Origin of the sequence: Tsukamurella paurometabola DSM 20162, assembly GCF_000092225.1 — a bacterium.
In the GTDB taxonomy this organism is placed as follows: domain Bacteria; phylum Actinomycetota; class Actinomycetes; order Mycobacteriales; family Mycobacteriaceae; genus Tsukamurella; species Tsukamurella paurometabola.
In genome coordinates this window covers 2,569,253-2,582,262 of the sequence record NC_014158.1, presented here as the reverse complement: position 1 = coordinate 2,582,262, position 13,010 = coordinate 2,569,253, and the positions used below count along the sequence as shown (strand labels likewise).

The following is a 13,010-nucleotide window of genomic DNA, read 5'->3' as shown; positions in this document are numbered from 1 at the left end:
ACGTCGCGGCCGCGCTGGTGCTCATCTCGCAGGTCTTCCCGCTGCTGGTCGGGCTCGCCTTCGCGGCGTGCATCCCGTTCGGTGTGGTCGGGCTCAGGCACACCTTCCGCACCTGCGCGATGGCCCTCGCGGTGGGTGTGTGCATGGCTTTCCTGCTCGGCGGAATCGCCCCCGTCACTCTCACCATCGAGACCGGGCTGGTCGGGGTGCTGCTGGGTGCATCCATCGGGCGCGGCTGGTCGACGGGGCGTTTGGTCCTGAACTCCCTACCGCTGCTGGCGATCCCGTCGTCGGCGCTGGCGGTGCTGCTCCTGGTGGTCTTTCCCGGCGCCCGGGAGGTGATCTTCAAGATCACCGGATCCACCATCACCGGTATCGCGCGCCTGCTGCGCACCATCCATCTCGGATTCCTCGGCGACGCCATGGTCGCGTTGTGGGAGTGGGCGCTGCGTTGGTGGGCACTCACCGTGCCGGCGGTCCTCATCGTGGCCGTGCTCTTCGTCGTGTGGTTCGCCCGCGTCGCCTTCGGCGCGTTGCTCGCCCGGGCCGACCGGGTGCTGCCCCGGGCCACGGGCCATCTCGCGGATCTCGTCGACGACGGCGACACCGACCGCACCGTGGGGCCGGTGCCGATCCGGATGCGTGGGGTGACGGTGCGCTACGGCGACCGCACCGCGCTCGACGTGCCCGAGCTGATGGTCGAATCGGGGGAGTTCCTCGCGGTGACCGGCCGCAACGGCACCGGAAAATCGACGCTGACCCGCGTCCTCGCCGGAGCCGAGCCGAGCACGGGCACGGTCGAGCGGCCCGGCGATCCGGGTCTCGGTGATCCGGGCGGGACCGCCGTCGTCTTCCAGCGCCCCGAATCCCAGGTACTCGGCGTCCGGGTGGGCGATGACGTGCGGTTCGGCCGTGATCTGCCCGAGGGCACCGATGTGGAAGCACTGCTGCGTCGCGTCGGACTGGGTGGGATGGCCGAGCGGGAGACGGCGACCCTGTCCGGCGGGCAGTTGCAGCGGCTCGCCGTATCGGCGGCCCTGGCCCGCGAGCCCGGGCTGCTGATCAGTGACGAGTCGACCGCCATGCTCGACGCCGAGGGCCGCGAAGCCGTTCTCGGCCTGATGCGCGGGGTCTCCGCATCCGGCACCACCGTCGTGCACGTGACCCATCACGAGACCGAGGCCGCCGCGGCCGACCGGGAGGTCCGACTCGGGCCGCCGCGCGCCGGCGAGGTGCCGTCGCCCGCACCCGCCCGGTCCCCTCGGCGTCCCGGTCCCGGTGCGCGCGGCACCGTCGAGCTGCGGGGCGTTTCGCTGGTGCGCGACGGGGGCACTCCGTGGGACCGCCCGGTCATCACCGATCTCGACCTGACCGTGCCCGGTGGCACCGCCCTCGCCATCACCGGCGACAACGGCGCGGGGAAGTCCACCCTCGCCTGGTTGATCGCCGGGCTGTTGAATCCGACCGCGGGCACCGTGACCGTCGACGGTGAGCCGGTGGTCAACGGGCGCGGTCGGGTGGTGATCGGCGTTCAGCACGCGCGCCTACAGGTGCTGCGCGATACCGTCTTCGACGATGTCGCGGACGCCTCCGGTGCCGGCGATGGCGGCGTGCGGTCCGCGCTGGCACTGGTCGGGCTCGACCCGGATGCGTTCGCCGACCGCCGCGCCGACGAACTCTCCGGCGGTGAACAGCGACGCGTGGTGCTGGCGGGCCTGCTCGCCTCCAGGCCGCAGGTCCTCGTACTCGACGAGCCGCTCGCCGGCCTCGATGACGAGGCCACCGTGACAATGACGGCGGCGCTCGAGGCTGCGAAGGCGGCCGGAACCACCCTGGTGATCGTCACGCATGATCTGGCGCCGCTGCGCGGCGTCGTCGATCGTGTGCACGATGTCACTGCCTCGGCGGAGCCGCCTCGGCCCGATCGGCCGCGCAGGCACCGGCCGCAGTTCGGCGATGTCGTGGGACGCCCACTGCCGCAGGAGAACACCGCACGCAGCGTGTGGGTGGGCACGAAACTGGCGGTGCTCCTGGCCACCGGCGTCGTGATGGCGGTGCGCACGGATTGGTGGAACATCGGCGCTGCGGCGCTCATCATGCTGGGCTGGTTCCTGCTGGCCGGGGCGCCGTGGCGCGCGATCCCGAAGTTGCCGCCGTTCTTCCTCGCCTTCGGAGCGATCAGTCTGTGGCTCGCGTCGCTGGGCGATGGCGCGACCGGCATCACGGTGTTGGGGATACAGTTCAGCCTCTCCGGCATCGACGTCTTCCTCCGCGGCCTGGTCTCCGTGATGGTGTCGCTGTTCGCGGCGCTGCTGTTCTGCTGGACCACTCCGCTCGGCGACGTCCCGGGATTCCTGCAGACCTGCCTGAACCGGCTCGGCGGCGTGGGCAAGCGCGGCGTGGCCTTCGCGTCGTCGCTGGCACTCGCCATCCGCCTGGCACCGCTCGCGCTGTCCGAGGTCCGCACGATGTGGGGTCTGGCCCGGCAGCGCCGGCCCCTGCGCGCCAACGGGAAACCGCGGGGCGTGAGCATCGAGGCGATCCTGGAACTGTTGCTGCTCGCCACGGTGCAGTCGTGCCGCCGGGCGGGGGAGTTGGCCGATGCGATCACCTCGCGCGGCGGTCTGGGCGTGGTGGCGCGACCGGATCGCGGGCCCCGCCGGCTCGACGGTGTCGTCGTCCTCGCCGTCACCGCGATCCTGGTGGTGGGATACGGCGTGGGGATCGTGTTCCCGGGCATGGTGCCCTAGCCCTGCTCGGTACTGCAACGCTCGACGTGGTGAACTAGTGCGGTGACCACCGTTTCGACCAGCCGCAGCTGGCAGCCCGTGCTGACCTATTCGCTGATCGCCGTCAACGTGATCGCCTTCGCGTTCAGCGCGAAGGCCTCCGGCAGCATTCAGTACAACATGTCGGCCCCGGAGGTGAAAGAGTTGGCGCTCTCCGAGGTGGCCACCGCCAACGGGTGGTGGTGGACCGCCATCACCTCGGGATTCCTGCACTTCGGTCCCATTCACCTGCTGGTGAACATGTACTCGCTGTATGTGCTGGGCCGCAATGTCGAGCAGGTGATGGATCGGGCGCACTACGGGGCGATCTACGCGATCTCGCTGCTCGGTGGTAGTGCTTCGGTGCTGTGGTTCGGCCTGGAGAACACCATCACGGTGGGTGCGTCGGGCGCGATCTTCGGCCTGATGGGCGCGGAACTGGTGCTGCTCTTGCGGATGAAGATGAACCCCACGTCGCTGGTGGTGGTGATCGGTGCGAACGTGATCGCATCGATGATGATCCCGGGCATCTCGCTCATGGGCCACCTGGGCGGTCTCGTCGCGGGTGCGGCGGTCGCCGCCGCGATGGTCTACGTGCCCGAGCTGTTGCCACGGGACAAGCGCACCGCCAAGCAGATCCAGGCCGTCGGCTGGGCGTGCACCGGCGTGATCGCCGCGGTCGTGGTGGCGCTCATCGCGGTACGGTTCGGCACCTACCCGGCGGTGAACCGTTTCGTGATCGGCTGACCTCAGCCCTGCCGCTGATTGAGCTGCCGCAGCCGGGCGTTGTACGCGGCCAGTGCCGCCTCGTCGTCGTCGACATCGACCTCGGAGTCGTCGGCACCGTCGCCGATGAGGGTGCCGCGGCGCGCGGAATCGAGCCAGGAGCCCATGCCGCCGCCGCGTTTACCCGTGGCCTCGGCGGTGATCCACTGGAAGGCGACGATCAGCAGGAGCAGCATCATCAGGCCGTCACCGCCGAACCACATGATCGCGCCGGCGGCGGACTGGTCCACGAGACCGGACGGGCCCCAGCCCGCTCGGGAAAGTGCGTACTCCGGGGCCAATTCGGTCGAGGTCATCATCAGCGTGACGCCGACCAGCGTGTCCGGGCCCATGGCGAGCAGGAACGATGCGAACCGCAGCGGATGCGACAGCTTGGTGGGGCCGCACAGCTCGTTGCCCACGAGCGGCAGCATGAACAGCCAGCCCGCGAACAGGTACACCGTGTATTCGGCATTGCGCAGCCACGGGTTCTCCAGTGCCAGATCCTGGAAACCGGTGAGGTGCGTGCCGATCAGCACCGCGGCGTACAGCGGCAGTCCCACGATCGGGCTGGCGAAGATCCGCATCACCGGGTTGCTCAGCACCGCCCGCACCCGCCGGTCGCCCTTCTCGCCCGTCGCTGTGGCGAGCAGCCGGATGGGCTGCGCCAACACCAGGAACAGTGGCACCACAGTGATCAGGTTCAGGTGCACCACCATGTGTGCCCAGAACAGGTGCTTGGCCAGATCGGCCATCACCGTGTTCACGGAGAACACGATGAGCGCCATCGCGATGAACCACGACAGGACTCGAGTCCACGGCCACGGCGAACCGGCGCGACGCGCCCGGAACACGCCGTAGCAGTAGAGGATCGTCGCGACGATCATGAGAGCCGACACGACGGGCGTGAAGACCCAGGTATGGAGGATGGACGGCGCGTGCGTCGCCACTGCTGAGGGAGGCATCGGTGCCCGTTGTACCACCCCGCGGAAACTAATCCAACCGACGTGTAACAAAGCGTGAGGCAGGATCGATGGAAGGGTGAAGGTCCTGTGCCAGCCCCCGGGGAGACCCGGCCCGACCGATGGAGAAGAGATGCCGAAGGTTCCCGAGCCCACGCCGCAAGAGGTGCGCGACTTCCTCAGCCCGATCTCGCATTGGTCGCACTTGAAGGCCAACGCCGAAGAGCAGTACCGCAAGACGATCCTCGCGGCGTATGCGGCCCGCATCCCGATCGTGCACATCGCGCGCTATACCGGCACCTCGCCGCAGGCCGTGAAGAAGGTCATCGACCGGCAGAACGACAAGGCCGTCGATGGCGCGCCGGCGTTCCCGAACACTCCGCGCGCGGGCTACTACCGCGACCAGGCGCTCCCGCAGCGCCCGATGCGCGCCATCTGAGACCAGGAGCCTCCGCCGGCGGCCGGGGTCACGACGTGGTCGTGCCGCCGGTCTGACCGCCGAGAGTGTCGATCACCAGGTGTGCGACGGTGCGCATGTTGGTCCGTCGGTCCATGGCGGTTCGCTGGATCCAGCGGAAGGCGTCGGGCTCGGAGAGCCCGTGGGCCTGCATCAGGATGGTCTTCGCGCGGTCGACCAGTTTCCGGGTCTCCAACTGCTCCGCGAGTGAGGTCACCTCGCGTTCGAGCGCGGCGAGTTCGGCGAACCGGCTGATCGCGATCTCGATCGCCGGCACCAGGTCGAGCTTGGTGAACGGTTTCACCAAGTAGGCCATCGCGCCGGCCTCCCGGGCCCGCTCCACGAACTCCCGCTGTCCGAAAGCGGTGAGCATCACCACCGGCGCGATCCGTTCCCGGGCGATCTCCTCGGCCGCGTCCAGGCCGCTGCGGACCGGCATCTTCACGTCCATGATCACCAGATCGGGGCGCAGTTCACGCGCCTTCTCCACGGCGATCTGGCCGTTCTCGGCCTCGCCGACGACGTCGTATCCCTCTTCCCGGAGCATCTCCGTGAGGTCGAGCCGGATGATCGCCTCGTCTTCGGCGACGAGCACGCGGTGCGCCACCGGTTCGCGGTCCTGCGGCATGGCGGTTCCCCTTCAGTCGGTGGGGTCTCAGGCTACCGGGCGGGAGAAAGGGCCCCGGACGTGCGCGGTACCGTCTACCCATGAACGTATTGAGTCTGGCTCGGTTGCGCAGCCGCGCGGAGAACCTCTGGGCCCTCACGCTCGGCGGCGGCATCCGCCCGGAGGTGCAGACGCCCCACGTCACGCTCGTTGACGAGCCGCACCGCACGCTGCGCCGGTACACCACCGACGAGGTGCGCGCCGAGGCCGCTGCCGCCGGCGCCGCGCCGGTGCTCCTGGTCCCGCCGATCGCCGCGCCCGCGTCGTGTTACGACCTCTCGCCCGAGGTGTCCGTGGTGGCACACCTCGCCGCCACCGGGCGGGTGCCCTACGTGGTCGACTTCGGCGAGATGGGGTACGGCGATAGGAATCTGGGATTCGAGGACTTCGCGCTCGATATCATCCCGCAGGCCATCGCGCGGGTCCTGGAGGACTTCTGGGGCGATGCGGTGCCCGACGGTGCCGGTGTCGATCTGTTCGGCTGGAGTCTGGGCGGCACGCTGTCGTTCCTCACCGCGGGCGCGTCGGCGCAGCCGATCCGCTCGATCGTCTCGATCGCGACGCCGTTGAACTACGACGCGCAGCCGCCGTACCCGCTGGTGCGGGCGCTGGCCCGCCCGGTCGACGGTGCCGGTCCCGGTGCGTTGTTCGGCTTGCTGGGTGGGATCCCCGCGCCCGTGGTGCAGGTGGCCTATCGCGCGACCTCGTGGGACCGGGAGCTCAAGAAGCCGAAGTTCGTGCTGGAGAACCTTGGTGATACCGAGAAGTTGGCGCGGATGGAGACGATCGACCGCTTCCAGCGGAAGTTCCCCGGGTATCCGGGCAAGCTGGCGGCGCAGCTGTGGGAGCGGCTGATCTACCGCGGCGAACTGGCGGCGGGGAAGGTCGAGCTGGGGGAGCAGGTGGTGGACCTGTCCACCATCGATGTGCCGATCCAGCTGTTCGGTTCGCATCGCGATGCGCTGTGCGCGTGGGACTGCGCTCGGCACGGGATCGAGCTGTTCAGCGGCTCGCCGCGGGTCGAGTTCGCGACCGTCGAGTCGAGCCATCTCGGCCTGCTCGCCGGTCCCGATGCGGTGCGTGAGACCTGGCCCGTGATCGATGAATTCCTCGCTTCGGTGGACACCGCGGCAGGCGTCGTTCGCTGACCGGGTAAGCTTGCTCGGCTGGCCGTTCACGACGGCCCGCCGGACGCCCCCGTAGCCCAATTGGCAGAGGCAACGGATTCAAAACCCGTCCAGTGTGAGTTCGAGTCTCACCGGGGGCACCGCATCGCCGCAGGTATGCGGCTTGCCAGGCAGGTTGTGTTCGCCGTTGAGAGCGCCCGTGCTACCCCCATGCCACCCAGGCTGCGCAACACGGGGTGGTGCGTCCGGAAAGTCCGAAACCTGTCGGTGCGCCGTGGGATGATCTGGCTGTGAATCAGATCTCTTTCCTCGGCCCGATCCGTCCGACCAGAGCGCGTGACCTACGTGCGGGTGACGAGATTCTCTTTCCCAGCGACGTAGTGCCTGGGGCTGTGCTGCGCGCGGTGATCACGGACCTGATGGAAAATGAGGAAGATCGGACCATCACGATCAACGGTGAGCTCATTGGTGAGGAAGCGCTGTTCTCGCATGAAGCGCCGCCGCTAGAATTAGTTGATCGGGTGGTTCAAGCCGGAGAGTCGCGTCCAGACGGGCGGACGGTTATCGTGCGCGGAGATGAGCTCTGGAAGTGGATCGGTGAGAAGTTCAACGATCCCCACGGGTCCACGGAGAAATTCGTTATCGGCGCTTTTGATCGATGCGTCAACCCGGACACCGGGGAGCCGATGGTCGAAGTGAAATTGCATTCGCTCTCCAATCGCAGGAAGATCGTAACGGCGGGGCTCGAACCTTCAGCGACGATCATCTTTGCGGAGACGCGGTGACTGACGAGCATTGGCCGCTGGACCAACTGGGACATTTCGCGTGCGGTTCTGGGATACACGTCGAGGCGAGCTGTTGTGGAGCGTCGTTTGCGACTCGTATTGGCGGATTTGTTGCTAAAATTCAGTTCCCGGTTCTAAGCACCCCGTGGCAGCGAGCAAAACTTGAAGCGCCAAGCAGCTTTGCGGTCGATCCAGCCATACCCCTGGCAGATGAGCGGGAGCCTCACCAAGAATGGGGTGTTGTCTCCCAATGGCGCACCCAGGTTGGGGCTTCCGAACAGGAGCCCGTATCGGTTCGCGTACAACGTCTCGGATTTACCATCGTTGATCGATTTCATGAACGGGAGGGGATCGCGCAGATTCACAAGGACACTCCCGCAGTGCTCGACCGATGGTGGGACTTGTTCTGTGCGTGGGTTTCAATTCTGTCTACTCAGGACCCCAGGGATCATCTGCGGTTGCAGGGGGCGGCCCGGCGTGACCCCGTCTGGATGTGGGTCGGTGGAGGGAAGGAGCGGCGCGGACAGACGGTTAGCAGTGATGCCATCCGCTGGGATCGGACTGGAACTCCGCTCGATCCGGCAACGGTTGAAACGTGCATGTACTTGGCGGGGACGGAAGAGTCGCCGCCCACTGAGTGGCTATTCGTACGGGACGCCAGGTCAGCGGTTGCTGCCGGTGACTACCGACGTGCAGTGATCGATGCCGGAACCGCTGCTGAGCTCGCAATTACGGAGCTATTGGATCAGCATTTGTCCGCTGTAGAAGAGGCTGTTGCGGAGGCGCTCATGTCCCGCAGCCGCGCTCTCGAGCAGCGCTCCAAGCTGATGAAAGAATTGGGCGCAGGGTTCATTCCCGATGGTTTTGCTGGCACTCTTCAGCGACCACGGAATGCGGCTGCTCACAGTGGGCAAGCCCCGACTCTCGAAGTGGCGCAGGGCGCAATCGCGGTTGCGGTTGCCCTTCTCGAACAGTCGACTCCGCTATTGGCCCTGGTGCCAGCCGAACTAGCGTCCGAATAGCTGAATGACCGGGGCGAGGTCTTGTGCATCCTCGGTGTTCGTGACGGGAGCCGGGGCGGGCAGTGTGTTGAGCGCGCCGCCGTCCTTACTGGGAATCCAATCGCCGTACGTGTCGAGAGTCAGGGTGTATTGCGCGTGGCCCATCCATTGCGAGACGAGCATGAAGTGGACGCCCGCCGACAGCTGCATCGTCGCGAATGTGTGCCGCCCGTAGTCGTGGAGCCGGACGCCGCGAACGGATGGCTGCGCGGGGAGTGCCGGGGCCGTGTCGGTGGCGGGCTTTGCTGGTCGAGCGGGTCGGCTCACTGGCAGTCCGGCTTCCACGAGGGCCGGGGCGAGGATGGTCTCGAACCACGTTCCCAGCTCGGGCGGCTGCGTCCAGTCGAGCGGCATCACGGTGCGCTCGCCCTTGACGCGGTAGCCGCCGTTCTTACGGCTCGGCCACAGGGGAGCGGTGGCGTCGTAGTCGTCGCTCTCAGGGCCGTGCGGGTGCACGTCGCGGAGGTAGGCGTGCATCCTCTCGGCGAGCCAGCCCGGTAGCGGAACCGACCGGCGCGACTTCCTGGACTTTGGGGTGCTGGTGGTCCACGTGCCGCCCTTGCGGTCCTTGGTCCTGCGGACGTGCACGACGCACTGGACGGGGGAGTCCGTGCCGTCGGTAGCTGCGCTCGCTGGTCGGGTGGTGAACTCTAAGTCCTGGACTTCCAGTCCGGCGCACTCTGCCTTGCGGAGACCCGAGTAGGGGAGGAAGTACGCCAGTAGCTCGTAGATGGGGTAGAGCTTGCCGACGTTCCGCGCGGTGGCGGCGACCTGCTCGGCGGTGAGTGGGTGATGCTTGAACTTCTCTCGGTCGCCTACGGCGCGGCCGGTGTTGAAGTCCACCTGTTCGCAGGGGTTCGTGGGGATCGCGCCGTGGCGGGTGGCGTACGTGAGGACGTTCTTCAATCCCAGCCAGGCGTGATTGACGGTCCTGGGGGCGAGCTTGCGCGCTGCCAGGTCCGCGAGGAACAGCTCGCAGTCTCGCGGGGTGATACTGGCGACGGCCTTCGCGGCGAACCGGTCGAGCGCGTACCGCTGACGACGCGCTCGTAGTCGCGAAGGAGTTGGCCCTGCGCGACCTTAAGCGCCTGACTCTCGGTCGATTCCTGCGCGTAGCGCCCAACGCTATTCAAACTCGTACGCTCACCCGTGAGTGTGCGCGCTCGACAAGCACACGATGCCTGATGGCGCATCTCGGGAGTTCGAGTTTCAGCAGGGCACCACGCTGCCGCAGTGCGGCTTCATCATCTGTGATTCACCCCACTCACTGGGGTGAATCACAGATGGCACCTGTCCGGTACTTTGGTACGCCGTGGCGGACAACGCGCGAGGACCTACGCGGCACACGATGCGGCCCAGGTTGCCCGTGAACGGCGGTGGCGCGGGCGTCGAACTGACGGTCGGCGGTGTTCCCGTGGCCGAGCGCGACTTCTTCATCGAGGAGTTCCACGGTGTCACGATCGTGGTCGCCCTTCCGGCGCTCAACGCCCTGGCGGTGCAGGTGGTCGCGCGCACGGTCGACGAGTTCGTGGCCGGTGACACCCGGTTCGTCTTCGTGGTTGCGACCGAGTGGGTTCGGGACACGATCGCTGCTGTCGGTGGACGCGAAATGAGCAGTCCGACCGCGTGGAGCGACGAGGCGACTGCCGAGCTATGGCTCAGCGTTGCGGAGTCCTCATGCGTTGTCGTCGGGGTCGACCGCTCAGCTGTCGCCCGCACCGCCGGTGTGATCAGCGCGGGAGTCCGCGCATCGAAGATGGTCCTGACCGATCCCGGAGGCGGCTGGGACGATCCACCTCGCAGCTTCGCCGACATCGATGTGCATCATGACCGCATCTCCGCCCATCTCGCCGCCCGCGGACTTGACGACTACATTCCAGCTGCTCGGCAGGCGCTCGCGGGAGGCGCCTACAGCGTGAACCTCTGCCGTGCTGAAGATCTGGAGTTCGAGCTGCTCACCTTTGAGGGGCGAGGCACAGTGCTGACCCAGGGGCGCTATCTCCACATCGAGCCGCTTCGCGTGGATGACTTCCCCGCCATCGAGGCGCTGGTCGCGCAAGGGGTGGGCGACGGGACCCTCAAGCCGCGCCATCGGATCGAGGTTGCGAAAATGGCGGCCAGTGGCATCGGCGCGCGGGTCCTGCGCACCGGACATCTCGCCGGCATCGTCGGGCTCGAAACAGACCGTTACGCCGGAACCGGCTTCGGTGAAGTCTCGGGGCTGATCACGGTTGCAGAGTTCTCCGGTCTGGGTGCCGGCGGCCTGCTGATGGATGGGTTGCTCGACATCTGCCGCGAGAAGGGGTTGGCGAATCTGTTCGCGGTGACGGTGAGCGCTCAGGCGGCCGATTTCTTCGCGAAGCGCGGCTTTCGAGAGGTGAGCCGTGAAGACGTCCCCGCGGCCAAATGGGAAGGCTACGAAGCTGATCGCTTCGATCTAGCTCGCTGCTTCGTGCGGTCGGCACGCCCTGTTACGTCGACTGAGTGATTCCGCGGAGGTACGACTCGAAAATCCGGTGCTCGGTAGCCGCTGTGCCGCGCAGCGCAATACGGCGAAAGGTCAGTGAATCCGTCAGCCCGACGACTTCTTCGGCGCGGCCGGTGGGCAATCCGGCGCGATCCAGTGCGGTTCTGGCGATGTCCAGTGACCGATTCCCCACCTCGGAATCCTCGGTGAGTGTTGCGAGGAGGTCTGGTCGGTCGCGGAGTTCGAGGATCAAGGCGTAACGCGCGCGCATATCGTCCTCGCGCCCGGCGAGGCCGTTGACGAGCGTGACAAGAAGATCAGCCAACTCGTCGACCGTGAGGGCTTCCTCGGTGTTGACCGCGTCGGCTAGAACGCGGGTGTCGGTCAGCGTGCGTGAGGCGAGCGACTCCACGATCACCGTGAGCAGGGCGTCACGCGTGCGAGCGAGGTGCGATGTCGAGCCCTGAGGGAGGCCGGCTTCATGATCGACGGCGCGATGTGTGAGCGCGCGCACGCCGTCGCGCGCGATGATCCGGATCGCGCTCTGCGCGACGGTGTCCCGCCGGGAGTCGCGGCGGACTGGTTCCTGTGGCACGCCGTAATGCTACAGGTGTAGCGTAGGTGCTACACCTGTAGCGTAAATGGGGGAGTGGTGATGTTCGTCGACGTCGTACCCGATCGCGGGCTCTATCCGTTTGAATCGCGCTGGTTCACATCGTCGGCTGGGCGTATGCACTACATCGATGAGGGCTCCGGCCCTGTGCTGTTGTTCTGCCATGGGACACCGACGTGGAGCTTCGTCTACCGCCGCATCGTGACGGCATTGCGCGACCGCTACCGCTGCATCGCCGTCGACCACCTCGGTTTCGGGCTATCCGAGCGACCGGACGGATTCGGCTACACCATCCCTGATCTATCCTCGGCGCTCGGCGAATTGATCGATGACCTCGACCTCGACGGGGTAGTGGTCATGGGGCAGGATTGGGGCGGCCCCATCGGGTTCGGTGCCGCCGTCCGGCGGGCGGAACGGGTTCGCGGAATCGTGCTCGGAAATGCCGTGTTCTGGCCGAACGACGGTCTTGACAAGCGGATTTTCAGCGCTGTGATGAGCAGTCGCCCGATGCAGCGCAGGATCGTCGACGAGAACCTCATGGTCGATCGCGTGCTTGCATCGGAGCTCGGCACAACTCTGTCGGCCGCCGAATTCGAGCACTACCGCGCCGTGCAGTCTGTACCCGAGGCGCGCGCTGCACTCGCTGTGATGCCCAAGGAGATCCGCGCAGCTCGTCCGTTTCTCGCCGCACTCGAACGCGAGGTACCCCGGTGCCTCGGGGGCAAGCCAGCACTCGCCGTGTGGGGGATGCGCGACAAGGTCTTTCGCCCGAGGGCGTGCCTGCCACGCATCCGCCGTGCGTTCACGGATCTTGAGGTGGTCGAGCTCCCGGGGTCAGGGCACGTCATTCAGGAATCGGCACCGTCGGCGATCGCAGCCGCGATCGCCAGACGGTTTCCCGTGTGATGTGGCGCGGAGGGGCTACGCAGTCACGCAGGCAGACGAACTCAGGCGGCGTCGGGTAGTGCATCCGGTGGCGCCCCGCGCCAGGTGTTGTCGGTGTCGTGTTCGGCGAGGAGTGTTTCGAGCAGGGGTGGGCCGTGCGGGCCATCGAGGAGGGCGTCGATGTCGGTGTAGGTGCTGCCGATCCGGTCCTCGTACTGCGCGCGGAGGTCCTGTGTACGCCATTGCCTGCGGAGTTGTTCGCGGGTGTGGTGCCAGCGTTCGAGGGCTTGGTAGTAGAGCTCGGCGGCGTGGTGGTTGTGGTTGATGCGGTGCTTGCCGGTGGTGTCGGCGTTGCGGCGCCATCCGATCCGCCCGGCGTAGTCGCCGGTGGGGACGACGATGGTCTCCATCCCACTGGGTGTGGGGCCTTGCCCCTGGATCTTGGACACGATG

At 67.0% G+C, this 13,010-nt stretch carries 13 protein-coding genes and 1 tRNA gene; 9 read left to right on the top strand and 5 right to left on the bottom strand.

The features are described 5' to 3' along the window. Nucleotides 1-17: 17 nt before the first annotated feature. Together TPAU_RS12445 and TPAU_RS12440 are read left to right on the top strand one after the other, a co-directional pair. A complete protein-coding gene (locus TPAU_RS12445; protein WP_049825838.1) occupies nt 18-2,750 on the top strand; it encodes an ATP-binding cassette domain-containing protein in 2,733 nt (910 codons plus the stop codon). A 42-nt stretch (nt 2,751-2,792) separates the two neighbouring features. Next, nucleotides 2,793-3,515, top strand: coding sequence for a rhomboid family intramembrane serine protease (locus TPAU_RS12440; protein ID WP_013127109.1), 723 nt, complete (start codon nt 2,793-2,795; stop codon nt 3,513-3,515). A gap of 2 nt (nt 3,516-3,517) precedes the next feature. Here TPAU_RS12440 and TPAU_RS12435 read toward each other — a convergent pair whose 3' ends face one another. Then, complete coding sequence (locus TPAU_RS12435) at nt 3,518-4,498, bottom strand: cytochrome c oxidase assembly protein (RefSeq protein WP_013127108.1); 981 nt, start codon at nt 4,496-4,498, stop codon at nt 3,518-3,520. A gap of 130 nt (nt 4,499-4,628) precedes the next feature. On the opposite strand from TPAU_RS12435, the gene TPAU_RS23185 reads away from it, so the two are divergent. Further along, entirely contained in the window at nt 4,629-4,934 is a 306-nt protein-coding gene (locus TPAU_RS23185; RefSeq protein ID WP_013127107.1) for a type 2 periplasmic-binding domain-containing protein, read from the top strand. A gap of 28 nt (nt 4,935-4,962) precedes the next feature. Here TPAU_RS23185 and TPAU_RS12425 read toward each other — a convergent pair whose 3' ends face one another. Next, nucleotides 4,963-5,580 (bottom strand): ANTAR domain-containing response regulator, encoded by a 618-nt coding sequence (locus TPAU_RS12425; protein WP_013127106.1) that lies wholly within the window; start codon nt 5,578-5,580, stop codon nt 4,963-4,965. A gap of 80 nt (nt 5,581-5,660) precedes the next feature. Between TPAU_RS12425 and TPAU_RS12420 the strand changes: the two genes are divergently transcribed. The 4 genes from TPAU_RS12420 (at nt 5,661) to TPAU_RS22950 (ending at nt 8,553) form a co-directional block, all read left to right on the top strand. Next, on the top strand, nt 5,661-6,767 hold the full coding sequence (locus tag TPAU_RS12420; protein ID WP_013127105.1) for an alpha/beta fold hydrolase: 1,107 nt from the start codon (nt 5,661-5,663) through the stop codon (nt 6,765-6,767). A gap of 45 nt (nt 6,768-6,812) precedes the next feature. After that, nucleotides 6,813-6,886 (top strand) — tRNA-Leu (locus TPAU_RS12415). A 150-nt stretch (nt 6,887-7,036) separates the two neighbouring features. Continuing rightward, nucleotides 7,037-7,531 (top strand): hypothetical protein, encoded by a 495-nt coding sequence (locus tag TPAU_RS12410; protein ID WP_013127104.1) that lies wholly within the window; start codon nt 7,037-7,039, stop codon nt 7,529-7,531. After that, on the top strand, nt 7,528-8,553 hold the full coding sequence (locus TPAU_RS22950) for a hypothetical protein (protein WP_013127103.1): 1,026 nt from the start codon (nt 7,528-7,530) through the stop codon (nt 8,551-8,553). Before TPAU_RS12410 ends, TPAU_RS22950 begins: the two co-directional genes overlap by 4 nt. On the opposite strand, the gene TPAU_RS23540 is transcribed toward TPAU_RS22950, so the two are convergent. Further along, entirely contained in the window at nt 8,539-9,498 is a 960-nt protein-coding gene (locus tag TPAU_RS23540) for a tyrosine-type recombinase/integrase (RefSeq protein ID WP_049825836.1), read from the bottom strand. The two genes, TPAU_RS22950 and TPAU_RS23540, sit on opposite strands and share 15 nt — an antisense overlap. 460 nt (nt 9,499-9,958) lie before the next feature. Here TPAU_RS23540 and TPAU_RS12400 point away from each other — a divergent pair, with 460 nt between their 5' ends. Further along, a complete protein-coding gene (locus tag TPAU_RS12400; RefSeq protein ID WP_245537791.1) occupies nt 9,959-11,080 on the top strand; it encodes a GNAT family N-acetyltransferase in 1,122 nt (373 codons plus the stop codon). Here the strand turns inward: TPAU_RS12400 and TPAU_RS12395 are convergent. After that, the gene (locus TPAU_RS12395) at nt 11,064-11,654 is read right to left on the bottom strand and encodes a TetR/AcrR family transcriptional regulator (protein WP_041944411.1); all 591 of its coding nucleotides are present in this window, start codon (nt 11,652-11,654) and stop codon (nt 11,064-11,066) included. The genes TPAU_RS12400 and TPAU_RS12395 overlap by 17 nt on opposite strands. Before the next feature lie 60 nt (nt 11,655-11,714). Between TPAU_RS12395 and TPAU_RS12390 the strand changes: the two genes are divergently transcribed. Then, nucleotides 11,715-12,578: a haloalkane dehalogenase gene (locus tag TPAU_RS12390; protein ID WP_013127099.1), complete on the top strand. Its 864-nt coding sequence runs from the start codon at nt 11,715-11,717 to the stop codon at nt 12,576-12,578. Between the two features lie 41 nt (nt 12,579-12,619). Here the strand turns inward: TPAU_RS12390 and TPAU_RS12385 are convergent, their stop codons facing one another. Continuing rightward, nucleotides 12,620-13,006 carry a hypothetical protein gene (locus TPAU_RS12385; protein WP_245537790.1) on the bottom strand — a complete coding sequence of 129 codons (387 nt, stop codon included), beginning with the start codon at nt 13,004-13,006 and terminating at the stop codon, nt 12,620-12,622. Between the last annotated feature and the right edge of the window lie 4 nt (nt 13,007-13,010).